The sequence below is a fragment of the Streptococcus oralis genome (genome assembly GCF_019929345.1).
In the GTDB taxonomy this organism is placed as follows: domain Bacteria; phylum Bacillota; class Bacilli; order Lactobacillales; family Streptococcaceae; genus Streptococcus.
Genome location: NZ_JAHZPJ010000012.1, coordinates 41,592 through 65,775, shown reverse-complemented (window position 1 = coordinate 65,775; position 24,184 = coordinate 41,592). Strand labels below are relative to the sequence as shown.

Genomic DNA, 24,184 nt, shown 5'->3' with positions numbered 1-24,184 from the left:
TCTCACTATGTTCAATAGTTCTCAAGGATAAGACTTTTTCCTTGCATTCTATTGATATTTGATTATGATTAAGAGAGAGGCAGTTGCCATTCTATCAAGCTGTCGGTCAGTTCATTCAGGACAAAAAATCATGATGAACTATCAATGAGAAAAAGACTAGAAAGAAGACTGTATGGATAATCGACCAATTGGTTTTTTGGATTCGGGTGTCGGGGGCTTGACCGTTGTTCGTGAGCTCATGCGCCAGCTTCCCCATGAAGAAATCGTCTATATTGGAGATTCGGCACGGGCGCCCTATGGCCCCCGTCCTGCTGAGCAAATTCGTGAATATACTTGGCAGTTGGTCAACTTTCTCTTGACCAAGGATGTCAAGATGATTGTCATTGCTTGTAACACTGCGACTGCGGTCGTCTGGGAAGAGATCAAGGCTCAACTAGACATTCCTGTCCTAGGTGTGATTTTGCCAGGAGCTTCGGCAGCCATCAAGTCCAGTCAAGGTGGGAAAATCGGAGTGATCGGAACCCCCATGACGGTCCAATCAGACATCTACCGTCAGAAGATCCATGATCTGGACCCGGACTTACAGGTGGAAAGTTTGGCCTGTCCCAAGTTTGCTCCCTTGGTCGAGTCTGGTGCCTTATCAACCAGTGTCACCAAGAAAGTGGTTTATGAAACCCTGCGCCCCTTGGTTGGAAAGGTGGATAGCCTGATTTTGGGTTGTACCCATTACCCACTCCTTCGCCCTATCATCCAAAATGTTATGGGACCAAAGGTTCAGCTCATCGATAGTGGGGCAGAGTGTGTACGGGATATCTCGGTTTTGCTTAACTATTTTGAAATCAATCGTAGCCGAGATGCGGGACCTCTTCAACATCATTTTTACACAACAGCCAATAGCCAAAGTTTTGCCCAGATTGGAGCAGAATGGCTGGAAAAAGAGATTCATGTGGAGCATGTAACTTTATGACAAACAAAATTTATGAATACAAGGATGACCAGGACTGGTATGTCGGTGTCTGGGATGTCTATGGAGGCATCTATAGCCTCATCAAAGATCCTCTCGAGCTTGAGTTTATGGATTTGGCTCGGATTTTTCGTGACGAAGAAAATGGCTTTCCGATTACGATAACGGTGATGCGCTGGTCTTCTAACTTTCGTCTGCTCTCTTTTATCGTTGAGATTTTAAATGCAGAGGCAGGTCGCAATCTAGAAGTCATCCAACGTCAGGGAGCCTTGCTCTTGATAGAAAATGGGCAACTCCTGCATGTAGAATTGCCTAAAGAAGGAGTCGATGTAGAAGCCTTCTTTGAAACTAGCAAGGTTAGAGAAACTCTGCTCATTGCGACTCGTAACGAGGGCAAGACCAAGGAATTCCGAGCTATCTTTGACAAACTAGGCTACGATGTGGAAAATCTCAATGACTATCCAGATCTGCCTGAAGTAGCTGAAACAGGTATGACCTTTGAAGAAAATGCCCGCCTGAAAGCAGAAACCATTTCAAAATTAACAGGCAAGATGGTTTTGGCAGATGATTCTGGTCTCAAAGTCGATGTCCTCGGTGGCTTGCCAGGAGTCTGGTCAGCCCGTTTTGCAGGAGTGGGGGCGACTGATCGTGAAAACAATGCCAAGCTCTTGCACGAATTGGCCATGGTTTTTGAGCTAAAGGACCGCTCGGCTCAGTTCCATACGACCCTAGTTGTAGCTAGTCCAAATAAGGAAAGCTTGGTTGTTGAAGCTGACTGGCCAGGTTATATCAACTTTGAACCCAAGGGTGAAAATGGCTTTGGTTATGATCCCCTCTTCCTTGTAGGAGAGACAGGTAAATCCTCAGCAGAGCTAACCCTTGAAGAAAAAAATAGCCAATCCCACCGTGCCTTAGCCGTTAAGAAACTTTTGGAGGTATTTCCATCATGGCAAAGCAAACCATCATTGTAATGAGTGATTCCCATGGCGATAGCTTGATTGTCGAAGAAATCCGTGACCGCTATCTGGGTAAAGTCGATGCCATTTTTCACGATGGTGACTCTGAACTCCGTCCCGATTCTCCGCTTTGGGAGGGCATCCATGTCGTCAAAGGCAATATGGACTTTTATGCGGGCTACCCAGAACGTTTGGTGACTCAACTTGGTCCGACTAAGATCATCCAGACGCATGGACACTTGTTTGACATCAATTTCAACTTTCAAAAGTTGGACTACTGGGCTCAGGAAGAAGATGCCGATATCTGTCTCTATGGTCACTTGCATGTGCCAAATGCTTGGATGGAAGGAAAGACACTCTTTCTCAATCCAGGCTCCATCAGCCAACCACGAGGGACTATCAGAGAATGTCTCTATGCCCGTGTGGAGATTGATGACAGCTGTTTCAAAGTAGACTTTCTAACACGCGATCACGAGGTTTATCCAGGCTTGTCCAAGGAGTTTGCTCGATGATTGCCAAGGAATTTGAAGCATTTTTACTGGATCAGGAAGAGACTTTCCTTACCCCTGCCGAGAATCTAGCAGCCTTGATTGATACCCATAATGCTGACCATGCGATTTTAGTGCTGAGCCAAATCACCTATACCCGTATCCCTGTTGTGACCTTTGACAAACGCTTTGTCGGAACCATTGGTCTGAGAGATATTTTGGCTTATCAAATGGAGCAGGGTTTGACGGATGAGCAGATGGCAACGACAGATATCGTCAATATGACCAAGACAGATGTGGCAGTCGTCGCTCCAGACTATAACATCACAGAGGTCCTCCATAAACTGGTAGATGAACCTTTCTTGCCAGTGGTAGATGATGAAGGAATTTTCCAAGGAATTATCACGCGCAAGTCTATCCTCAAGGCTGTCAATGCCCTCTTGCATGACTTTAGTAAGGAATATGAGATTCGATGCAAATGAGAGATAGGATTTCAGACTTTTTAGAGGGAAAGCAGGGTTTGTCTGCCAATTCCAAGCAGTCCTATAGGTATGATCTGGAGCAATTTTTAGACATTGTAGGTGAGCGGATTTCCGAGACTAGTCTCAAGATTTACCAAGCCCAGCTAGCCAATCTAAAAATCAGCGCCCAAAAGCGGAAACTTTCGGCCTGTAACCAATTTCTCTACTTTCTCTATCGGAAAGGAGAAGTGGACAGTTTTTACCGTCTGGAATTAGCCAAGCAAGCTGAAAAGAAGACTGAAAAACCAGAGATTCTAAACCTAGCCTCTTTTTGGCAGGAAAGTAATTATCCAGAGGGTCGCTTACTAGCGCTCTTAATTCTAGAAATGGGACTCTTGCCTAGTGAGATTTTAGCCCTCAAGGTTGCAGATATCAATCTGGATTTTCAGGTGTTGCGAATTAACAAGGCTTCCCAACAGAGGATTGTCACCATACCCACGACCTTGATTCCAGAGCTAGAACCCTTGATGGGGCAGACCTATCTCTTTGAAAGGGAAGAGAAAGCCTATTCTCGTCAGTGGGCTTTTCGACAGCTGGAGTCATTTGTCAAGGAGAAAGGTTTACCAACCTTATCAGCCCAAGCCTTGCGGGAACAATTCATTCTAAGACAGATAGAAGAGAAGGTCGATTTGTACGAAATTGCAAAAAAACTAGGATTAAAAACAGTCCTGACCTTAGAAAAATATAGATAATGGATATTAAATTAAAAGATTTTGAAGGGCCCCTGGATTTGCTCCTGCACCTAGTCTCAAAGTATCAGATGGATATTTACGATGTGCCAATCACAGAAGTCATCGAACAGTATCTAGCCTATGTCTCAACCCTGCAGGCCATGCGTTTGGAAGTGACGGGTGAGTACATGGTCATGGCCAGTCAGCTGATGCTGATCAAGAGTCGCAAGCTCTTGCCAAAGGTAGCTGAAGTGACAGACTTGGAGGATGACCTGGAGCAGGATCTTCTCTCTCAAATCGAAGAATACCGCAAGTTCAAGCTCTTGGGTGAGCACTTGGAGGCTAAGCACCAAGATCGAGCCCAGTACTATTCCAAAGCGCCAACAGAGTTGATTTACGAAGATGCAGAGCTTGTACATGACAAGACGACCATTGACCTCTTTTTGGCTTTTTCAAATATTCTAGCCAAGAAAAAAGAGGAGTTCGCTCAGAATCACACAACCATCCTGCGGGATGAGTATAAGATTGAGGACATGATGGTCATTGTAAAAGAGTCCTTGTCAGGACGAGACCAGTTGCGCTTGCAGGATTTGTTCAAGGAAGCCCAGAATGTTCAAGAGGTTATTACCCTCTTTTTGGCAACCCTAGAGTTAATCAAAACTCAGGAACTGATCCTCGTGCAAGAGGAGAGTTTCGGAGATATCTATCTCATGGAAAAGAAGGAAGAAAATCAAGAGGCACGAAGCTAGACTTGATAGAGAGGAAAGATGAGTACTTTAGCAGAAATAGAAGCGCTCTTGTTTGTGGCAGGTGAAGATGGGATTCGGGTTCGTCAGTTGGCTGAACTCCTCTCACTTCCACCGACAGGCATCCAACAGAGTTTAGAAAAATTAGCCCAGAAGTATGAAAAAGACCAAGAGTCGAGCTTGTCCCTAATCGAGACAGGTGGTGCATACAGATTGGTCACCAAGCCTCAATTTGCAGCGATTTTGAAGGAATATTCCAAGGCACCCATCAATCAGAGTCTGTCTCGGGCTGCCCTTGAGACCTTGTCCATCATTGCCTACAAGCAGCCCATTACTCGGATAGAGATTGATGCCATCCGTGGGGTCAATTCGAGTGGGGCCTTGGCAAAGTTGCAGGCCTTTGACTTGATACGAGAAGACGGAAAAAAAGAAGTTTTGGGTCGCCCCAATCTCTATGTGACTACGGATTATTTCCTAGATTACATGGGGATTAACCATTTGGAAGAACTGCCAGTGATTGATGAGCTTGAGATTCAAGCCCAAGAAAGCCAATTATTTGGTGAAAGGATAGAAGAAGATGAGAATCAATAAATATATTGCCCACGCAGGTGTGGCCAGTAGGAGAAAAGCAGAAGAGTTGATTAAGCAAGGCTTGGTGACGGTTAACGGCCAAGTGGTGCGTGAACTCGCGACGACCATCAAGACTGGTGACAAGGTCGAAGTGGAAGGCCAGCCCATCTACAACGAAGAAAAGGTCTACTATCTGCTTAATAAACCACGTGGAGTGATTTCCAGTGTGACAGATGACAAGGGCCGCAAGACAGTTGTCGACCTCCTGCCCAATGTCAAGGAGCGTATTTACCCGGTTGGACGTTTGGACTGGGATACGTCAGGTGTCTTGATTTTGACCAATGATGGGGACTTTACAGACGAGATGATTCACCCCCGTAATGAGATTGACAAGGTCTATGTCGCGCGTGTTAAAGGTGTGGCTAATAAGGACAATCTCCGTCCCTTGACCCGTGGACTTGAGATTGATGGCAAGAAGACCAAGCCAGCTGTATATGAGATTCTCAAAGTGGATCCAGTCAAAAATCGCTCAGTAGTGCAGTTGACTATCCATGAAGGACGTAACCATCAGGTTAAAAAAATGTTTGAAGCTGTCGGCCTTCAAGTAGATAAGTTGTCGCGGACACGTTTTGGACATCTAGACTTGACAGGTCTCCGTCCAGGCGAAGCCCGTCGCCTTAACAAAAAAGAAATCAGCCAACTACACACCATGGCTGTAATCAAGAAATAATGAAACGAATCTTAATAGCGCCTGTACGCTTTTACCAACGCTTTATCTCGCCAGCCTTTCCGCCCTCATGTCGTTTTGAACCTACTTGTTCCAACTACATGATTCAGGCTATTGAAAAACATGGCATCAAGGGTGTTTTGATGGGCTTGGCTCGGATTTTGCGTTGTCACCCCTGGTCGAAAACAGGTAAGGACCCCGTCCCAGATCACTTTTCCCTCAGACGAAATCAAGAAGAAAAATGAGGCTGGGCAAAAGGATTTTAATAAAATGATAAAAACGCATCTTATCAGGCTTGAGTGAGCTTGATAGGATGCGTTTTATAATGTAATGATTTTACTTAAATTGAGTATTATTTCAAAGCTTTTTGAGCGTCTTCAATCATGAGTTTAGTTGATTCAAGTCCGCCACCACTTAGATACCAGAGGTCTGGTGTTAGTTGGATAATTTTACCATTTTTAGCGGCAGGAGTTTCAGCGATAAGGGCATTTTCTAGGACGCCGTCGTTGCTTGAGTTGTCCCCACCGATGGCAAGGGTACGGTTGATGACAAAGAGGATGTCAGGATTGATTTCTTTGATACTTTCAAAGCTGACTTCCTGTCCGTGGCGAGAGTCTTCAAATTTAGTATCAGTTGGCTTGAATTTCAAGGTTTGGTATAAGAAAGAGAAACGGGATTGGGCACCAAAGGCTGCCATTTTTCCTTCGTTTAGAAGGATAGCAAGGGCTTTTTTGTCAGAACTTTCATTCTTAGTAGCGACTTCTTGGATACTCTTATCTAGGTTGGCCAATTCTTCCTTGGCTTTCTGTGTACCTGTTTCACCGAAGGCGGCAGCTAGTGATTGGATGTTGGTTTTAGTTGAAGTCCAGTAGTCTTCCTTTCCTGTTTCAAAGAGGACGGTTGGAGCAATTTCTTTGAATTTGTCTACGAATTTTTGGGTACGTGGGGAAGCAATGATCAAATCCGGTTCAAGGGCGGCAATGGCTTCTAGGTCTGGCTCAACCATGGAACCCACATTGTTGACATTTCCCACAAGATCTTTTAGGTAAGTCGGAACAGTTTTTGTAGGCATTCCGACGATATTCTTTTCAAAACCTAAAGCGCGAATAGTATCCGCAGCACCGAGGTCAAAGGTCACAATCTTTTCAGGAACTTTTGAAAGTTTGACCTCGTCTAGTGAACTTTTAATGGTTACCTCTGTTGGAGCAGAGCTACTTGTCTCTGTCTGGCTAGTGCTTGAGTTTGTATTTGTACTACATGCACCAAGAAAGAGCAAGAAGCTAGTCACTAGAGCAGTGAGATAAAGTTTAAGGGATGTTTTCATGATTTCTCCTTTTTAAAATGTGATAACGATGTAGGGGGGCTCTTGGATAGGCTTGTTAGCTAAGAGACAGAGGGTTCTCTAACTCGAGTTTCTGAGTTACTAGCTATAGATACAGATCTTTTTGCCATTGATATCAGCCAGCGTGATGGGAATCTCATAAAGTTGACTGAGCAGGTCAGCCTGCATGATTTGGGCAGTCGTTCCCTTGCGAAAGACTTGGCCGTCCTTGAAGGCGACAATTTCATCCGCATACTGACTGGCTATGTTGATATCGTGGAGGACGATGATAATGGTCTTCCCGAGTTCCTCCACCAGCCGCCGAAGGATCTGCATCATGCTGACGCTTTGCTTGATATCGAGATTGTTAAGCGGTTCGTCTAGCAAGATAAAGTCTGTATCCTGGGCCAGTACCATCGCGATAAAAACACGTTGGAGCTGCCCACCAGACAGACTATCGATGTAGCGGTCTTTTAAGTTGGTCAGTTCCAGATAGTCCAGAGTTTCTCGGATTTTTTCCCAGTCTTCTGCCTTCAGTCGACCATGGCTGTAGGGAAAACGTCCAAAGCTGACCAGTTCTTCTACAGTCAATTTGGCTTGGTAATTGATTTTCTGCTTTAGGATGGTGAGTTCTTTGGCCAGTTCTTGCGAATTCCAGCTCTCGATTTCACGGCCTTTGATACTGAGAATTCCCTGATCTTTCTTGGTCAGTCTGCTCATGATGGAGAGGAGAGTTGATTTTCCAGCACCATTTGGACCAATGAAGGCTGTCAATTTCTGAGGACTGACTTCAAGGGAAATGTCTTGCAAAATATCCTGTTTTTGAATGGATTTGTCAATGTTTTCCAGTTTCACCGACGCGCCCTCCTGTAGAGTAAGATAAAGAATAAGAGACCACCCACACTCTCGATGATCATGCTGATGCGAATTTCCAGAGCAAAGACTCGTTCGATGAGGGCTTGCCCCAAGGTCAAACTAATAAATCCAATCAGAATGGCTACGATAAAGAGCAACTTGTGCCGATAATCTTTGACAATCAGGTAAGTGAGATTGGCCAGCATAAAGCCAAAGAAGGCCATAGGCCCTACCAAGGCAGTGGCTGTTGAGGTCAAGAGCACGATGCCCCAGAGGAGTTCTCTCTGTTCTTTTTCAACATCGAGTCCCAGTATCTGAGCCGTTTCTCTTTGCAGGTGCAAGACATCCAGAACGACTGCTTTTCGAAAGAAAAAGATTGTCAAGGCGAGGATGATCAGAGAACCGATGGCTAGGATGGAAGTGTTGAGATGCTGAAAGGAGGCAAAGAGACTGTTCTGCAGTTTATCGTATTCATTTGGATCCATCAGAACTTGGAGGAAGGTACTGATATTTCGAAAGAGACTTCCGAGTGCTAGACAGATTAGCAGGATGAAGACCAGATTTTGCTTCATCAGCGTCTTCAAGTAGCTTTGTAAGGCGAGAAAAAAGAGGGATTGAAGCAGAAGCAAGATTAGAAATTCTAAGACAGGAGACTTTTCAAGCTGTAGAAATTTGCTTTCAAATATCAGTAGCAGGGTCTGTAGCAAGACATAGAAGGATTCGATTCCCAAAATACTTGGCGTCAGAAAGCGATTTTCCGTCAGGGTTTGAAAACTAATGGTCGAAATCCCTGTCGCGATGGCTACCAAGAGATAAACGATGATTTTTTGGGAACGCAGCTTCCAGGCAAAGGCAGACAGATGGGTGATGGGCCAAAAGTAGAGGAGACAAGCTCCGATGGCCAGAAGAATGAGAAGGCAGAAGAGCTTGGTATGTTTGCTTTTAAACTGCATCTTTTCGCCCCCCTCTCCATAGAAGTAGGATAAAGACGAGGCTACCGATGATTCCTAGCAGGAGACTGACAGACAGCTCATAGGGCCGAATCAAGACTCGAGATAGGATATCGCAGGCCAGAACCAGATTGGCGCCGACCAGTGCGACGACGAGTTTGGTTTGGCTCAGATTATCTCCATAGCGCTTGCGGACAAGATTGGGAACGATGACCCCGAGAAAAGGCAAGCCACCCACGGTAATCATGGTGACACTTGTCGTTAGTGCCACCAGAAAGAGGGCTAGTTTTTCAAGTAGGGAGTAGGAAATCCCCAAACTCTCGCTAGCTTCTTTTCCCAGATTCATGATGGTGAAGGTTTGGGATAATTTCCAAACGGCTATCAGGATAATGAGGCCTAAGAAGAGCCACTCATACTGATGGGTCTGAATCATGGAGAAGGAGCCCTGGGTCCAGGCCGTCATACTCTGAACCAGATTGAAACGATAGGCGATAACTTCTGTAATGGAACCGATAATCCCACTATAGATGATCCCAATCAAGGGTAACATCCACCTTTCCTTTACAGAAAAAATAGTCAGAAAAGCAAGGAAGAAGAGAGTAAATAAGATGGATGAGACAAAAGCAAAGAGCATCTTTTGGGTCAGACTCGCCGACGGAAAGAAAAAGAGGCTCAGCACCATTCCCAGTTTGGCAGCTTCTGTCGTTCCGACTGTACTCGGAGCAGCAAACTGATTTTGAGTAATGGTCTGCATGAGGAGTCCTGCCATGCTCATACTGGAGGCTGCAAGGAGAATGCTGATAGTTCTTGGAAGACGTGACTCTTGAAAGAGAAGCCAGGTCTGCTGGTCAAAAGAAAAGAATTTTTCCCAAGAAAAATCACTGGTTCCAATGGTAATGGAGAGAAAGACCAGGAGTAGAAGTAAGCCTGTTAAATAATGAGAAAGTTTCATACCCTGTCCTTTCATGTAGATTTGGTATAAAAATACCCTTGGAGATAATGTAACACGATTTTTTTAATCTGTCAATAAATTTTCTGACAATTTAATGTAAAAAGAAAGAAAAATTCCTGAAATAATATCTGATCCTCTCTTTTATTGGAAAACTGAGTAAAAACCAATCTACCTTCCCACTATCCTTCTCCTATAAAAAGTGGTAAAATGGAGGACAGAAAGAAGGAACTGATATGACAACATTATTTTCAAAAATCAAAGAAGTAACAGAACTTGCTGCGATCTCAGGCCACGAAGCGCCTGTCCGGACTTATCTTCGTGAAAAGCTGACACCGCACGTGGATGAAGTAGTGACAGATGGCTTGGGTGGTATTTTTGGTATCAAGCATTCAGAAGCTGCCGATGCACCGCGTGTTTTGGTCGCTTCTCACATGGACGAAGTTGGTTTTATGGTTAGTGAGATTAAGCCAGATGGTACCTTCCGTGTCGTTGAAATCGGTGGTTGGAATCCCATGGTGGTCAGCAGCCAACGCTTCAAACTCTTTACTCGTGACGGTCGTGAAATCCCTGTGATTTCAGGTTCTGTACCGCCACATTTGACACGTGGAACAGGTGGACCAAGCATGCCAGCTATTTCAGATATTATTTTTGATGGAGGTTTTGCGGATAAAGCTGAAGCAGAAAGCTTTGGCATCCGCCCTGGAGATACCATCGTACCTGATAGTAGCGCAATCCTTACAGCCAATGAAAAAAATATCATCTCAAAAGCTTGGGACAACCGCTACGGTGTTCTCATGGTGAGCGAGTTAGCTGAAGCCTTGTCAGGTCAAAAACTTGGCAATGAACTCTATCTTGGTGCCAATGTACAAGAAGAAGTTGGTCTTCGTGGTGCCCACACGTCAACAACCAAGTTTGATCCAGAAGTCTTTCTTGCAGTAGATTGCTCACCTGCTGGTGATGTTTATGGAGGACAAGGCAAGATTGGGGATGGAACCTTGATTCGTTTCTACGATCCAGGTCATTTGCTTCTCCCAGGAATGAAGGATTTCCTTTTGACAACGGCTGAAGAAGCTGGTATCAAGTACCAATACTACTGTGGAAAAGGTGGAACAGACGCTGGAGCAGCTCATCTGAAAAATGGTGGTGTCCCATCAACAACCATCGGTGTCTGCGCTCGTTATATCCACTCTCACCAAACCCTCTATGCTATGGATGACTTCCTAGAAGCCCAAGCTTTCTTGCAAGCCTTGGTGAAAAAATTGGACCGTTCAACGGTTGATTTGATTAAAAATTATTAAACATAAGGGAAGGTGGTCAGGATGGCGGAAGCAAATCTAGAAAGCTTAATAAAAGACCTCTACAATCATGCTCGCCAGGGTTTGAGTGAAGATTTAGTTACTGCTCTCCTGGAGACTGCTAAAAAACTACCTACTACAAATGAGCAATTACTAGCAGTCCGACTCTCAGGACTGGTCAATCGGGAATTATTCAAAAATCCCAAACACCCAGCACCTGAGTTGATCAACTTGGCGCGCTTTATCAAAAGAGAAGAAGCCAAGTATAGGGGCACTGCAGTTTCTGCTATCATGTTTGGAGAACTCTTTAAAATGCTTTGATTCCACTGTGAATCAAAGCATTTTTCTATATGGTAGAAAAGATATTTTTGATGAGGAGAAGAAAAAAGCCATCCCATTCAGGATAGCTTTTTGGTACTTAGATTTGTTCAGCGATGACCTTTTCAGCTAGATTCATAGCGTGGTCAGATACACGAGTGTAATGGGAAATAATGTCGATAAAGTTGACCCCGGCTTGTGTTGAACACTCACCCTTGTTAAGGCGTTTGATGTGGGTCTTTCTGAGAATGCGTTCCATATTGTTGATTTCTTTATGGCGTTCAATCAGATTTTGAGCTTTCTCAGTATCGTTGTTTTCAACACTATCAAGGGCATCTTTGATGAACTCAGTGGTAGCGTGATAAATCTCAGCTAGCTCTTTCAAAGCGGCCTCAGAGAACTGAACATTCTTGCGTTGGAGATAGTCTGTTAGGTTGATTAACCCTTCTGCGTGGTCTCCAATCCGTTCCAAATCACGAGATGAATCAAGGATGTTAGTCAACACTTCGCTTTCCTTTTGGCTCAAGGATTCGCTTGAAAGTCTGATGAGGTAACGAGTGAGTTTTTCATCAATGGTGTTGATGGCTTCCTCTGTCTTGTGCCCTTTTTCAGCTACCTTTTCATCCAAACCGATGATATAGTTATAAGAAAGGTCAAAAGCTTTTGCTGCATAGTTCCCCAAGTGCAAAAGTTCTTTTTTGGCATTTCCTAGAGCGATAGAAGGAGATTGTTGGATAAGTTGTTCGTCGAGATAAAGGGGCTCGTACTTGACAACCTCGTCTTCACCAGGGATGAGCTTGGTTACAAAGTAGGCCAAGGCTCCGATGAATGGAAATTGTACAATGGTGTTACTTACGTTAAAGGCACCGTGAGAGAAGGCGATGGTCATCTCAGGTGAGAGGTGAAGGAGTGCCTGGAAGTACTCGATCATAGCAGTAAAGGGGCCTAATAAGATTAAGCAAAGAATAGTCCCTAAAACGTTAAAGGTAACGTGGGTTGCTGCAACGCGTTTCGCAGAGACATTGGCTCCAGCTGCCGCGATGATAACGGTTAGGGTTGTCCCGATATTATCCCCGAAGAGAACTGGTAGTGAACCTTTAAGGTCAAGGAAGTTACCTGCATAGAGTCCTTGTAGAATCCCGATAGTTGCAGAAGAGGCTTGAATGAGGACGGTAATCACCGCACCAGCTACCACTCCTAAAATAGGATTTTGCCCCAAGGTTACCATATATTCCTTGAATTGTGGTAAATCTTTAAGCGGGCTCATACCGGCACTGATGAGGTTAAGGGCGTAGAAGATTCCACCGACACCAAATAGGATGCGCCCGATATTGTTTGCTGTTCGATTTTTTGTAAAGAAGAGGAACATGGTTCCAAGGAAAATTAGGGGTAAAGCATACTCACCAAGCTTGAAACCGATGATAAAGGAAGTAACAGTGGTTCCAATATTGGCTCCCATGATAATTCCGATAGCCTGTCTAAGAGTTAGAAGACTGGCGCTGACCAGTCCAACCGTGATAACCGTAACCCCTGTACTTGACTGAATGAGGGCAGTCACGACGATCCCGACTAGAACACCTAAAAAGGGATTGCTGGTGTACTTGTCAATGTAAAAACGAAGGCGATCTCCAGCAGCTTGTTGCAAACCGTCTCCCATGGTCTTGATACTGTATAAAAACAGTCCTAGACCTCCTAAAAAGTGAAATAAAATTTCCTGCCAATTAATGGACATTTCTTTTTCCTCCGAAAAATAATAACGGAATTTCTCCTATTCTATTTTAAAGGATAAAAGTAAATCTCACAAGTGCTTTTCTGTTATTTTAGTAAGAAATAACTAACTTTTTTTAAAATTTTGTCAAAAGGGAGATTCTACCCCAAATATAGATGCCTAAATAAATTATATCCAAATTAAACTGTTTCTTATCCTAGTTATAGTTTTTTTATCAAATATATTGACAACGCTTTCATATAAGATAGAATGAAGATAATCCTGTTCTGATGTTTGATTGTGGGAACAGTTACTTTTTTTGTTCTATTAGGAGGATAAGATGAAAGATCTATTTTTTGAAAAACGTTGCCGTTACAGTATTCGTAAGTTATCAATCGGGGCTTGTTCCTTGATGATTGGTTCAGCTCTATTTGCGAGTCCAGCTCTTGCCGAACAGGTCGCTGTTCCTGATCCAGCTGCTAATTCGAGCGCTCAAGCGACAAGTGCTAGTGAATCAACTAATCCAGACACCACATCCCTCGAAAAACAATTAGAGGGAACAGAGAACAAAGTAGCTGAGCAACCAATTTCAGAAAACACTCCAGCAATAGCTGATTTGGTCAATGAAAAAGAAGAAGCGAAGCCAGCTCCGACAGAAAAAGCTGAAAAACCTGCTCAACCAACTGACAAAGAAGGAGTCAAGCCTGAGGAAGCTCCTCAGGTAGTTGACAATAAAGTAGACAAACCGACTCTAGCAGACGTTCCTAAAAATGAAGAAAAGAGTCTCCGACCAAAAGAAATCAAATTTGATACTTGGGAGGATTTGTTGAAATGGGAACCGGGTGCGCGTGAGGATGATCCCATTAACCGTTCCTCAGTTGAACTCGCTAAGCGCCATAGAGGTCAGTTAGTCAATGAAAAAGCAAGCAGAAGAGCCAAGGTTCAAGCACTAGCAAACACCAACTCGAAAGCTAAAGACCACGCTTCTGTTGGTGGCGAAGAATTTAAAGCTTACGCTTTTGATTACTGGCAATACTTGGATTCAATGGTCTTCTGGGAAGGCCTAGTTCCTACTCCAGACGTCATTGATGCAGGGCACCGCAACGGAGTTCCCGTTTATGGAACACTCTTTTTCAACTGGTCAAATAGCATTGCCGACCAAGAGAAATTTGCCGCTGCCTTGAAACAAGATGAGGATGGCACCTTCCCTATCGCACGAAAACTCGTCGATCTCGCTAAATACTATGGATTTGATGGCTATTTCATCAACCAAGAAACAACGGGGGAATTGGTAGAACCTCTTGGTGAAAAGATGCGCCAGTTCATGCTCTATACAAAAGAATACGCAGCCAAAGTCAACCATCCAATCAAGTATGCTTGGTACGATGCCATGACCTATAAATACGGGCGTTACCACGAAGATGGTCTTGGTGATTACAACTACCAGTTTATGCAAAAAGAAGGTGACAAAGTCCCTGCCGATCAATTCTTTGCCAACTTCAACTGGAATAAGGAAAAGAATGACCATTCTGTAGAGATGGCTAAATGGCTAGAGCGTAGTCAATATGATGTTTTTGCAGGCTTGGAATTGCAACAAGGTGGTTCTTATAAGACCAAAGTCAAATGGGATGCCCTCTTAGATGAAAAAGGCAAGTTGCGTTTGTCACTGGGACTCTTTGCGCCAGATACGATTACCAGTCTAGGGAAAACAGGAGAAGACTACCACAAGAACGAAGACATCTTCTTTACAGGTTACCAAGGAGATCCGACGGCTCAAAAACCTGCGGACAAAGAGTGGTATGGGATTGCCAATTTAGTTGCTGACCGGACACCGGCAGTGGGACATACATTCACTACCTCCTTTAATACTGGTCATGGTAGAAAATGGTTTGTAGACGGTAAAGTTTCTAAGGATTCTGAGTGGAACTACCGTTCGGTTTCAGGTGTCTTGCCAACATGGCGCTGGTGGCAGACTTCGACAGGTGAAAAACTTCGTGCAGAATATGACTTTACAGATGCTTATAATGGTGGTAACTCACTTAAATTCTCAGGTGATGTAGCTGGCAAGACAGACCAGGATGTGAATTTGTATTCTACCAAGCTAGAAGTAACTGAGAAAACCAAACTCCGTGTTGCTCACAAGGGAGGAAAAGGCTCTAAAGTTTATATGGCCTTCTCTACAACACCAGACTACAAATTTGAGGATGCAGACGCATGGAAAGAACTGACTCTTTCTGATAACTGGACGAATGAAGAATTTGACCTCAGCTCACTAGCTGGAAAAACCATCTATGCAGTCAAACTCTTTTTCGAGCATGAAGGAGCTGTAAAAGATTATCAGTTCAACCTAGGTCAATTAACAATTTCAGACAATCACCAAGCACCACAAGCGCCGACGGGGCTTTCTGTTGTGAAGCAATCTCTCAAGAATGCCCAAGAAGCTGAAGCAGTGGTCCAATTTGTGGGTAACCAAGATGCGGATTTCTATGAAGTTTATGAAAAAGATGGTGATAACTGGCGTTTATTGACAGGATCATCTGCTTCCACTATCTACTTGCCAAAAGTTAGCCGTTCTGCTAATGCGACTGGTACGACTCAAGAATTGAAGGTCGTTGCAGTTGGTAAAAATGGCCTCCGTTCCGAAGCGGCGACGGCATCCTTTAACTGGGGGATGACAGTTCAGGATACGACTCTTCCAAGACCTTTGGCTGAAAATATTGTTCCAGGTGCAAAGGTTATCGGTAGCACTTTCCCAAATACTGAAGGTGGAGAAGGCATCGAAGGTATGTTGAACGGTAGCATTACTAGCTTGTCAGATAAGTGGTCTTCAGCTCAGTTGAGCGGTAGTGTGGATATTCGCTTGACCAAGCCACGTACCGTTGTTAGATGGGTTATGGATCATGCAGGAGCTGGTGGAGAATCCGTAAACGACGGTTTGATGAATACCAAGGACTTTGATCTTTATTATAAAGATGCGGATGGTCAATGGAAGTTAGCTAAGGAAGTCCGTGGCAACAAAGCGCACGTTACAGATATCACTCTTGACAAACCAATTACTGCCCAAGATTGGCGCCTAAAAGTTATCACTTCAGATAACGGGACACCTTGGAAAGCCATTCGTATCTACAACTGGAAGATGTATGAAACCTTGGATACAGAAAGCCAAAATATTCCAATGGCTAAGGTAGCTGCTCGTTCACTTGGAAACCATCAAGTTCAACTAGGCTTCTCTGCTGTTCCAGCAGGTGCAACCATCACTGTTTACGACAAGGCTGATTCACAAACACCAATTGCAACTTTGAAGTCTGAAAATGGTGGAGACTTGGCAACAGCACCATTAGCCTTTGACAAGCAACCAAATCTCCTCTACTATCGTACCCAACTACCTGGCAAAGAAATTAGTAACACCTTGGCAGTAGCGATTCCGCAGGATGAGAGAAGAATTGCTACAGTTAGCCTTGAAAAAGGACCTAAGAAGACAGTTTACAAAGAGGGAGAAAAACTTGACCTTAGAGGCGGCACTCTCCGTGTTCAATACGAAGGGGGACAAGCCGATGAGCTGATCAACCTTACTCACTCAGGTGTGACTGTATCTGGATACGACGTTCATCAAAAAGGGGAGCAGAAGCTCACAGTTAGCTATCTTGGACTTCCAGTAAGCGGTGACTTGAAGGTACAAGTGACAGGTCAAGATGAAGGAAAACCAAAAGAAGTAGCAGGTTTGTACATTACTCAGAAACCGAAAACGGATTATCTAGTAGGAGAGCAACTGGATCTTGCAGAAGGTCGCTTTGGCGTTCTCTATGATGATGAGACGGAAGAGACGCATACGTTCACAGATCAAGGTGTTGAAATTACGGGCTACGATGCTCAAAAGACTGGTCGCCAAACCTTGACTTTGCATTATAAAGGACACACTGTTGAGTTTGATGTCTTGGTTTCTCCAAAAGCAGCTGTCAACGATGAGTACCTCAAACAAGAAATCACTGCTGCCCAAGGTCGTCAGTCAACCCTTGCCTACACCTTCTCAAGTGAGGACAAACAAGCAGCACTAGTAGAGAAGCTCAATGCAGCGAAAACTGTAGCAGAAAACCATAATGCTAGCCAAGAAGAAGTCAACAAAGCCTTGAATGAGTTGAAACAAGCAGGGACAGACTTGGATGGAAATCAACGTTATCAGACTGCCGGAGAAGAATTGGAAGGCTTGTTGACAAAAGTTCGTGAAAAAGATCCTCAAACTGAGTTGATTACCCAAGCAGAAGCTTTATTATCTTCTCAAACCCCAACTCCTCAAGCATTTGCGGACATGAAAGAAAAGCTGAATAAGAAGCTAGTTCCTGCAGAAGAAAGCCACCACGTTGGCAGTATGGATCCAAATGAAGTGACTCCAACAGTTGAAACCCTCCCTGAACTAGTTGTTGAAACAGAAACAAAAGCCTTTGAACGCCAAGAACGACCAAATGCTGACCTTCTCAAAGGCCAACGCCGTGTTGTGCAAGTAGGAGTTGAAGGCCAAGTTCGTCACTTTGTAGAAGTAGATGCCCAAGGCAAACGTACCCTTCGTTCGACTGAGGTTCTCAAGGCAACTCTCCCAGAAATCACAGAAGTTGGTACAAAAGTTCTCTCAAGTAACCAACCAGCTGAAGGTGTAAAAGATCTAGTTCACGAGAAACCAACTCTTGAAATTGAAGAAAAATCACTTGCCTTCGAACGTCAAGAACGACTAAATTCAGATCTCCTCAAAGGTCAACGTCGTGTTGTGCAGGCAGGAGTTGAAGGCCAAGTTCGTCGCTTTATAGAAGTTGATGCTCAGGGCAAACGCACCCTTCATTCTACTGAGGTTCTCAAGGAATCAATCCCAGAAATTGTTGAAGTAGGAACGAAAAATGAGCAAGTCTCACAAACAAGGGTTCAAGCGCTTTCAGAAACACCAGCAAAAGTTGAAGAAGTAAGTAAAGAGCTTCCAAATACTGGAGTTTCAAGAGATGCTAGTCTAGTAGCTATGGGACTCCTCGGAGTGATGAGTGCCTATGGACTTGTAGCTTTAAAAAAGAGAGAAGACTAATCGGATTTACGAATCTTGAATTTTCTCATAAAAACTAAAAAACAAGGTTTGACTGTAGATTAGTCAAGCCTTGTTTTAACTAGTTTTTCTTGTATTAATTAGTTATTTGGTAAGTTTTTTCTAGTTTTAATTTTAAAAAAAGTAGTTTCAGTTGCAAGAATGAACTCGAAAAGTTTAGGGTTTTGCTATCTCTTTTGTTGATTTTGTGATATAATTAACACGTATAAAAAAAGAAGGAGTCATATCTAATGGCAAAATTGACTGTTAAAGACGTTGACTTGAAAGGGAAAAAAGTTCTCGTTCGTGTTGACTTCAACGTTCCTGTAAAAGATGGCGTGATTACCAATGACAACCGTATCACTGCAGCTCTTCCAACTATCAAGTACATCCTTGAACAAGGTGGACGTGCAATCCTCTTCTCTCACCTTGGCCGTGTAAAAGAAGAAGCTGACAAAGAAGGTAAATCACTTGCTCCTGTAGCTGCTGACTTGGCTGCTAAATTGGGACAAGAAGTTAAATTTATCCCAGGTGTTACACGTGGTGCTGAATTGGAAGCCGCCGTTAACGCTCTTGAAGATGGACAAGTTCTCTTGGTTGAAAACACTCGTTTCGAAGATGTTGACGGCAAGAAAGAATCTAAAAACGATCCTGAACTTGGTAAATACTGGGCATCACTTGGAGATGGTATCTTCGTAAACGATGCATTCGGTACAGCTCACCGTGCACACGCATCTAACGTTGGTATCTCAGCAAACGTTGAAAAAGCAGTTGCTGGTTTCCTTCTTGAAAACGAAATTGCCTACATCCAAGAAGCAGTTGAAGCTCCAGAACGTCCATTCGTGGCTATCCTTGGTGGTTCAAAAGTTTCAGACAAGATCGGTGTTATCGAAAACTTGCTTGAAAAAGCTGATAAAGTTCTTATCGGTGGTGGGATGACTTACACATTCTACAAAGCACAAGGTATCGAAATCGGTAACTCACTTGTAGAAGAAGACAAATTGGATGTTGCGAAAGCTCTTCTTGAAAAAGCAAACGGCAAATTGATCTTACCAGTTGACTCAAAAGAAGCAAACGCATTTGCTGACTACACTGAAGTGAAAGACACTGAAGGTGAAGCAGTTGATCCAGGATTCCTTGGTTTGGATATCGGTCCAAAATCTATCGCTAAATTTGACGAAGCTTTGACTGGTGCGAAAACAGTTGTATGGAACGGACCTATGGGTGTATTTGAAAACCCTGACTTCCAAGCTGGTACAATCGGTGTCATGGACGCTATTGTGAAACAACCAGGCGTGAAATCAATCATCGGTGGTGGTGACTCAGCTGCTGCAGCCATCAACCTTGGCCGTGCAGACAAGTTCTCATGGATTAGTACGGGCGGAGGCGCTTCTATGGAGCTTCTTGAAGGTAAAGTATTGCCAGGTTTGGCTGCACTTACAGAAAAATAATTTCAGCCCGTTAGTCTCTACAAAATCCTGATTTTGTAGAAAAAGGAACAAAACTGAAACGTTAACAAAAAGGTGGCTATGTCACCTTTTTGTGTTAGTGGAGGTATTTGTGACGCGGTGGTGGTGCATCAATGGAACTCCTTGAAGGTAAAGTTCTTCCAGGATTGGCTGCACTTACAGAAAAATAAGCTTTCTTAAACGAAACGATGAAAAGAGGAACTCTGTTTCCTCTTTTTTATAGCCTAAATTAAAAACGCTTCCTATTGATTTTGGCTCATAAAATTATCGAATTTATGTTAAAATAGTGGTAGAAAGTTGAAATTATGGGCTATTTTAAAAAATATAAATTTGATAAATCACAGTTCAAACTTGGCATGCGAACCTTTAAAACTGGCATTGCTGTTTTTCTAGTTCTCTTGATTTTTGGTTTTTTTGGCTGGAAGGGGCTTCAAATCGGTGCACTAACAGCGGTCTTCAGTTTACGAGAGAGCTTTGATAAGAGTGTCCATTTTGGAACTTCGCGTATCTTAGGAAATAGCATTGGCGGTTTTTACGCCCTTGTCTTTTTCCTCTTAAAAACTTTATTTCATGGAGCTTTTTGGGTAACCTTACTAGTTGTTCCAATTTGCACCATGTTAACCATTATGACAAATGTTGCTATGAACAACAAGGCAGGAGTTATCGGTGGTGTAGCAGCTATGTTGATCATTACCCTATCAATACCGAGCGGAGAAACATTTTTGTACGTGTTTGCGCGTGTATCTGAAACTTTTATGGGAGTTTTTGTCGCAATCCTTGTAAATTATGATATTGAGCAACTGAAACTCTTTTGGGAGAAAAAAGGAAAATAATGTTATATTTTGTGACATTATCAATTGACGTATATCTTTTTTTAGACTATAATAGACAGAAAGAAGGAAATTGTAAATGAAGGAAAGAGAATTTCGCCGAAATATGGCTGTTTTTCCTATCGGCAGTGTTATGAAATTGACCGATCTCTCGGCGCGTCAGATTCGTTATTATGAAGATCAAGAGTTGATAAAGCCTGATCGAAACGAAGGGAACCGTCGCATGTATTCTTTGAATGACATGGATCGTTTGCTTGAAATCAAAGATTATATCTCTGAAGGTCATAATATTGCTGCTATTAAGAAAAAATATGCTGAACGCGAGGCGAAGTCCAAGAAAGCCGTGAGTCAGACGGAAGTGCGTCGTGCACTTCACAATGAACTCCTCCAGCAGGGACGCTTTGCTTCAGCGCAGTCACCCTTTGGTTCGCGGTTAGGCAATCGCAAGTAGTTATATATTAAGGAGAAAACCCATGCCAATCACAGCTGCAGATATTCGTCGTGAAGTCAAGGAAAAAAATGTTACCTTTATCCGTCTCATGTTTTCAGATATTCTGGGAACTATGAAAAACGTCGAAATTCCTGCTACAGATGAACAGTTAGATAAAGTCTTGTCAAACAAGGCTATGTTTGATGGATCTTCTATTGAAGGTTTTGTACGTATCAATGAGTCAGATATGTACTTATACCCAGACTTGGATACATGGACAGTCTTCCCTTGGGGAGATGAAAATGGAAGTGTTGCAGGTCTGATCTGTGATGTCTATACAACAGAAGGCGAACCGTTTGCAGGTGACCCTCGTGGCAATTTGAAACGTGCTCTTCGCCATATGGAAGAAGTAGGATTCAAATCCTTCAACCTTGGTCCAGAGCCAGAATTCTTCCTATTTAAGCTCGATGAAAATGGAGACCCAACACTTGAAGTAAATGACAAGGGTGGCTACTTTGATTTGGCACCTACTGACCTTGCAGACAATACGCGTCGTGAAATCGTTAATGTCTTGACCAAAATGGGATTTGAAGTAGAAGCAAGTCACCACGAGGTTGCGGTTGGACAACATGAGATTGACTTCAAGTATGATGAAGTCCTCCGTGCCTGTGACAAGATTCAAATCTTTAAACTCGTTGTTAAAACCATTGCTCGTAAACATGGTCTTTACGCAACATTTATGGCAAAACCAAAATTTGGTATCGCCGGATCAGGTATGCACTGTAATATGTCCTTGTTTGATGCAGAAGGAAATAATGCCTTCTTTGATCCGAACGATCCAAAAGGAATGCAGTTGTCTGAAACGGCCTACCATTTCCTTGGTGGTTTGATCAAGCATGCTTACAACTATACTGCCATCATGAACCCAACGGTTAACTCATACAAACGTTTGGTTCCAGGTTATGAAGCACCCGTTTACATTGCTTGGGCTGGTCGTAACCGTTCACCACTTGTGCGCGTGCCTGCTTCACGTGGTATGGGAACTCGTCTTGAGTTGCGTTCAGTGGACCCAATGGCAAACCCATACATCGCTATGGCGGTTCTTTTGGAAGTTGGTTTGCATGGTATTGAAAACAAAATCGAAGCACCAGCTCCTATCGAAGAAAATATCTACATCATGACAGCAGAAGAGCGTAAGGAAGCTGGAATCACTGACCTTCCATCAACTCTCCATAATGCCTTGAAAGCTTTGACTGAGGACGAAGTGGTTAAGGCTGCCCTAGGTGACCACATCTATACTAGCTTCCTTGAGGCTAAACGTATCGAGTGGGCTAGCTACGCAACCTTTGTGTCACAATGGGAAGTTGATAACTATCTAGACCTTTACTAATACAGAAGAAAGATTGCCTGAGGGCGGTCTTTTTTCTAGGTCTTCAGACTGATTTTTAGCACTCTTGATAAAAGAGTGCTAATTTTTTGAGTTTTTGTCTTGACATTCTCTCTCAAGGGTGTATAATAGAATCATGAGTTAGCACTTGGATGTATAGAGTGCTAATCGATCGGACAGAGAGGAGTGATGAGATGGTTACAGAGCGTCAGCAAGATATTTTAAATCTGATTATTGACATCTTTACCAAAACGCACGAACCTGTCGGATCCAAAGCCTTGCAAGAGTCTATTAACTCTAGCAGTGCTACCATTCGTAATGATATGGCGGCTTTAGAAAAGCAAGGGTTGCTTGAGAAGGCTCATACTTCAAGTGGTCGGATGCCAAGTGTTGCTGGTTTTCAGTACTATGTAAAACACTCACTGGATTTTGACCGACTGGCTGAAAATGAGGTTTATGAGATTGTTAAAGCCTTTGATCAGGAATTCTTCAAGCTGGAGGATATTCTGCAAGAGGCTGCTAATCTACTAACAGACTTGAGTGGCTGTACGGTAGTGGCACTGGATGTTGAGCCCAGCAGGCAACGGTTGACAGCATTTGATATCGTTGTTTTAGGTCAACATACAGCATTGGCAGTATTCACCCTAGACGAGTCTCGAACGGTTACCAGTCAGTTTTTGATTCCAAGGAACTTCTTGCAGGAAGATTTGCTGAAACTGAAGAGCATTATTCAGGAACGTTTCCTCGGTCACACCGTTCTAGATATTCACTACAAGATTCGGACGGAGATTCCGCAGATTATCCAGCGTTACTTTACAACAACGGACAATGTCATCGATCTCTTTGAACACATCTTTAAGGAAATGTTCAACGAAAACATTGTGGTGGCGGGCAAGGTCAATCTTTTGAATTTTGCCAATCTCGCAGCCTATCAGTTCTTTGACCAACCACAGAAAGTGGCTCTGGAGATTCGTGAAGGTCTGCATGAAGAACAGATGCAAAATGTCCGTGTTGCAGATAGTCAAGAGTCTTGTCTGGCAGACCTAGCAGTGATTAGCAGTAAATTCCTCATCCCTTATCGAGGATTTGGAATTCTTGCGATTATCGGTCCGGTCAATCTGGATTACCAGCAATTGGTCAATCAACTCAATGTTGTCAATCGAGTCCTAACTATGAAACTCACAGATTTCTACCGCTATTTGAGTAGTAATCACTATGAGGTGAGTTGAACATGAAATTACACAAATTCCTAAAAAGGAGGCGAAAAATGTCTGAGGAAATAAAAAACGAAGAAGTAAAAGAAGAGGAAGTTGTTGAAACAACTGAAGAAACAACTCCTGAAAAATCAGAACTAGAACTAGCAAATGAGCGTGCAGAAGACTTTGAAAATAAATATCTTCGTGCTCATGCAGAAATGCAAAATATCCAACGTCGTGCCAATGAAGAGCGTCAAAACTTGCAACGCTATCGTAGCCAAGATTTGGCAAAAGCGATTCTCCCTTCTTTGGACAACCTAGAGCGTGCGCTTGCCGTTGAAGGTTTGACAGACGACGTCAAAAAAGGATTGGAGATGGTGCAAGAAAGCTTGATTCATGCTTTGAAAGAAGAAGGGATCGAAGAAATCACAGCTGACGGCGAATTTGATCATAACTATCATATGGCTATCCAAACTCTCCCAGCAGACGATGAACACCCAGCAGACACTATCGCCCAAGTCTTCCAAAAAGGCTACAAACTCCATGACCGCATCCTACGCCCAGCAATGGTAGTGGTGTACAACTAGGCTAGAGAACTTAAAAACTTTGTCCGAAACGACAATAAACTATGAAAGAAAGATAAAAAGCAAGCTGGAGGCTTGCAATAAAGATATTGCCCGCCGTGGTGAAAGTTTCAGTAGCACAAGCTACTGAAACAGGGGATTTTTGAGACAATAGGCTCAAAAATAAGTGATGAAATCCCGAAGG

General features: G+C 43.4%; 23 protein-coding genes. 18 read left to right on the top strand and 5 right to left on the bottom strand.

What is annotated here, in order from left to right; genetic code table 11:
* Positions 1-172: 172 nt before the first annotated feature.
* Genes racE through yidD form a run of 9 tightly spaced genes read left to right on the top strand, consistent with a single transcriptional unit; the run spans position 173 to position 5,888 of the window.
* Positions 173-967 (top strand): glutamate racemase, encoded by a 795-nt coding sequence (racE, locus tag K1I97_RS08215; protein WP_084974343.1) that lies wholly within the window; start codon positions 173-175, stop codon positions 965-967.
* Positions 925-1,935 (top strand): nucleoside-triphosphate diphosphatase, encoded by a 1,011-nt coding sequence (locus tag K1I97_RS08210; protein WP_373878966.1) that lies wholly within the window; start codon positions 925-927, stop codon positions 1,933-1,935. Before racE ends, K1I97_RS08210 begins: the two co-directional genes overlap by 43 nt.
* Complete coding sequence (locus K1I97_RS08205; protein WP_084945797.1) at positions 1,911-2,432, top strand: metallophosphoesterase; 522 nt, start codon at positions 1,911-1,913, stop codon at positions 2,430-2,432. The genes K1I97_RS08210 and K1I97_RS08205 overlap by 25 nt, the downstream gene beginning before the upstream one ends.
* Positions 2,429-2,890 carry a cyclic-di-AMP-binding protein CbpB gene (gene cbpB / locus K1I97_RS08200; protein ID WP_084974340.1) on the top strand — a complete coding sequence of 154 codons (462 nt, stop codon included), beginning with the start codon at positions 2,429-2,431 and terminating at the stop codon, positions 2,888-2,890. The genes K1I97_RS08205 and cbpB overlap by 4 nt, the downstream gene beginning before the upstream one ends.
* Complete coding sequence (xerD, locus tag K1I97_RS08195; RefSeq protein WP_306806748.1) at positions 2,887-3,621, top strand: site-specific tyrosine recombinase XerD; 735 nt, start codon at positions 2,887-2,889, stop codon at positions 3,619-3,621. The genes cbpB and xerD overlap by 4 nt, the downstream gene beginning before the upstream one ends.
* Entirely contained in the window at positions 3,621-4,349 is a 729-nt protein-coding gene (locus K1I97_RS08190; RefSeq protein WP_223332088.1) for a segregation/condensation protein A, read from the top strand. The genes xerD and K1I97_RS08190 overlap by 1 nt, the downstream gene beginning before the upstream one ends.
* 18 nt (positions 4,350-4,367) lie before the next feature.
* Positions 4,368-4,937: an SMC-Scp complex subunit ScpB gene (gene scpB, locus K1I97_RS08185; RefSeq protein WP_000105288.1), complete on the top strand. Its 570-nt coding sequence runs from the start codon at positions 4,368-4,370 to the stop codon at positions 4,935-4,937.
* Positions 4,924-5,646, top strand: a complete 723-nt coding sequence (locus K1I97_RS08180; RefSeq protein WP_223332089.1) for a pseudouridine synthase — start codon at positions 4,924-4,926, stop codon at positions 5,644-5,646. The genes scpB and K1I97_RS08180 overlap by 14 nt, the downstream gene beginning before the upstream one ends.
* Positions 5,646-5,888, top strand: a complete 243-nt coding sequence (yidD, locus tag K1I97_RS08175; RefSeq protein ID WP_223332090.1) for a membrane protein insertion efficiency factor YidD — start codon at positions 5,646-5,648, stop codon at positions 5,886-5,888. The genes K1I97_RS08180 and yidD overlap by 1 nt, the downstream gene beginning before the upstream one ends.
* Positions 5,889-5,995: 107 nt before the next feature.
* On the opposite strand, the gene K1I97_RS08170 is transcribed toward yidD, so the two are convergent.
* The 4 genes from K1I97_RS08170 to K1I97_RS08155 all read right to left on the bottom strand — a co-directional run bounded on the left by K1I97_RS08170 (position 5,996) and on the right by K1I97_RS08155 (position 9,721).
* The gene (locus K1I97_RS08170; protein WP_223332091.1) at positions 5,996-6,967 is read right to left on the bottom strand and encodes a siderophore ABC transporter substrate-binding protein; all 972 of its coding nucleotides are present in this window, start codon (positions 6,965-6,967) and stop codon (positions 5,996-5,998) included.
* 99 nt (positions 6,968-7,066) lie between these two features.
* Positions 7,067-7,819 (bottom strand): iron ABC transporter ATP-binding protein, encoded by a 753-nt coding sequence (locus K1I97_RS08165; RefSeq protein ID WP_223332092.1) that lies wholly within the window; start codon positions 7,817-7,819, stop codon positions 7,067-7,069.
* Positions 7,816-8,772, bottom strand: a complete 957-nt coding sequence (locus K1I97_RS08160) for an iron chelate uptake ABC transporter family permease subunit (protein ID WP_223332093.1) — start codon at positions 8,770-8,772, stop codon at positions 7,816-7,818. Before K1I97_RS08160 ends, K1I97_RS08165 begins: the two co-directional genes overlap by 4 nt.
* The gene (locus K1I97_RS08155; RefSeq protein WP_223332094.1) at positions 8,762-9,721 is read right to left on the bottom strand and encodes an ABC transporter permease; all 960 of its coding nucleotides are present in this window, start codon (positions 9,719-9,721) and stop codon (positions 8,762-8,764) included. Before K1I97_RS08155 ends, K1I97_RS08160 begins: the two co-directional genes overlap by 11 nt.
* Positions 9,722-9,954: 233 nt before the next feature.
* Between K1I97_RS08155 and pepA the strand changes: the two genes are divergently transcribed.
* Both pepA and K1I97_RS08145 read left to right on the top strand, forming a co-directional pair.
* On the top strand, positions 9,955-11,019 hold the full coding sequence (gene pepA / locus K1I97_RS08150) for a glutamyl aminopeptidase (protein WP_223332095.1): 1,065 nt from the start codon (positions 9,955-9,957) through the stop codon (positions 11,017-11,019).
* A gap of 21 nt (positions 11,020-11,040) precedes the next feature.
* Positions 11,041-11,337 (top strand): bacteriocin immunity protein, encoded by a 297-nt coding sequence (locus K1I97_RS08145; protein ID WP_223332096.1) that lies wholly within the window; start codon positions 11,041-11,043, stop codon positions 11,335-11,337.
* A 97-nt stretch (positions 11,338-11,434) separates the two neighbouring features.
* On the opposite strand, the gene K1I97_RS08140 is transcribed toward K1I97_RS08145, so the two are convergent.
* The gene (locus tag K1I97_RS08140) at positions 11,435-13,066 is read right to left on the bottom strand and encodes a Na/Pi cotransporter family protein (protein ID WP_223332097.1); all 1,632 of its coding nucleotides are present in this window, start codon (positions 13,064-13,066) and stop codon (positions 11,435-11,437) included.
* 316 nt (positions 13,067-13,382) lie between these two features.
* On the opposite strand from K1I97_RS08140, the gene K1I97_RS08135 reads away from it, so the two are divergent.
* The 7 genes from K1I97_RS08135 (at position 13,383) to grpE (ending at position 24,003) form a co-directional block, all read left to right on the top strand.
* A complete protein-coding gene (locus tag K1I97_RS08135; RefSeq protein ID WP_223332098.1) occupies positions 13,383-18,107 on the top strand; it encodes an endo-beta-N-acetylglucosaminidase in 4,725 nt (1,574 codons plus the stop codon).
* Positions 18,108-18,355: 248 nt separating this feature from the next.
* Entirely contained in the window at positions 18,356-19,555 is a 1,200-nt protein-coding gene (locus K1I97_RS08130; protein ID WP_001096770.1) for a phosphoglycerate kinase, read from the top strand.
* 323 nt (positions 19,556-19,878) lie between these two features.
* Positions 19,879-20,406 carry an FUSC family protein gene (locus K1I97_RS08125; RefSeq protein ID WP_223332099.1) on the top strand — a complete coding sequence of 176 codons (528 nt, stop codon included), beginning with the start codon at positions 19,879-19,881 and terminating at the stop codon, positions 20,404-20,406.
* Positions 20,407-20,482: 76 nt separating this feature from the next.
* Complete coding sequence (glnR, locus tag K1I97_RS08120; RefSeq protein ID WP_223332100.1) at positions 20,483-20,854, top strand: transcriptional repressor GlnR; 372 nt, start codon at positions 20,483-20,485, stop codon at positions 20,852-20,854.
* A gap of 22 nt (positions 20,855-20,876) precedes the next feature.
* Positions 20,877-22,223, top strand: a complete 1,347-nt coding sequence (glnA, locus tag K1I97_RS08115) for a type I glutamate--ammonia ligase (RefSeq protein WP_001122884.1) — start codon at positions 20,877-20,879, stop codon at positions 22,221-22,223.
* Between the two features lie 191 nt (positions 22,224-22,414).
* Positions 22,415-23,449 (top strand): heat-inducible transcriptional repressor HrcA, encoded by a 1,035-nt coding sequence (gene hrcA / locus K1I97_RS08110; protein WP_223332101.1) that lies wholly within the window; start codon positions 22,415-22,417, stop codon positions 23,447-23,449.
* Between the two features lie 38 nt (positions 23,450-23,487).
* The gene (grpE, locus tag K1I97_RS08105; protein WP_223332102.1) at positions 23,488-24,003 is read left to right on the top strand and encodes a nucleotide exchange factor GrpE; all 516 of its coding nucleotides are present in this window, start codon (positions 23,488-23,490) and stop codon (positions 24,001-24,003) included.
* Positions 24,004-24,184 lie beyond the last annotated feature (181 nt).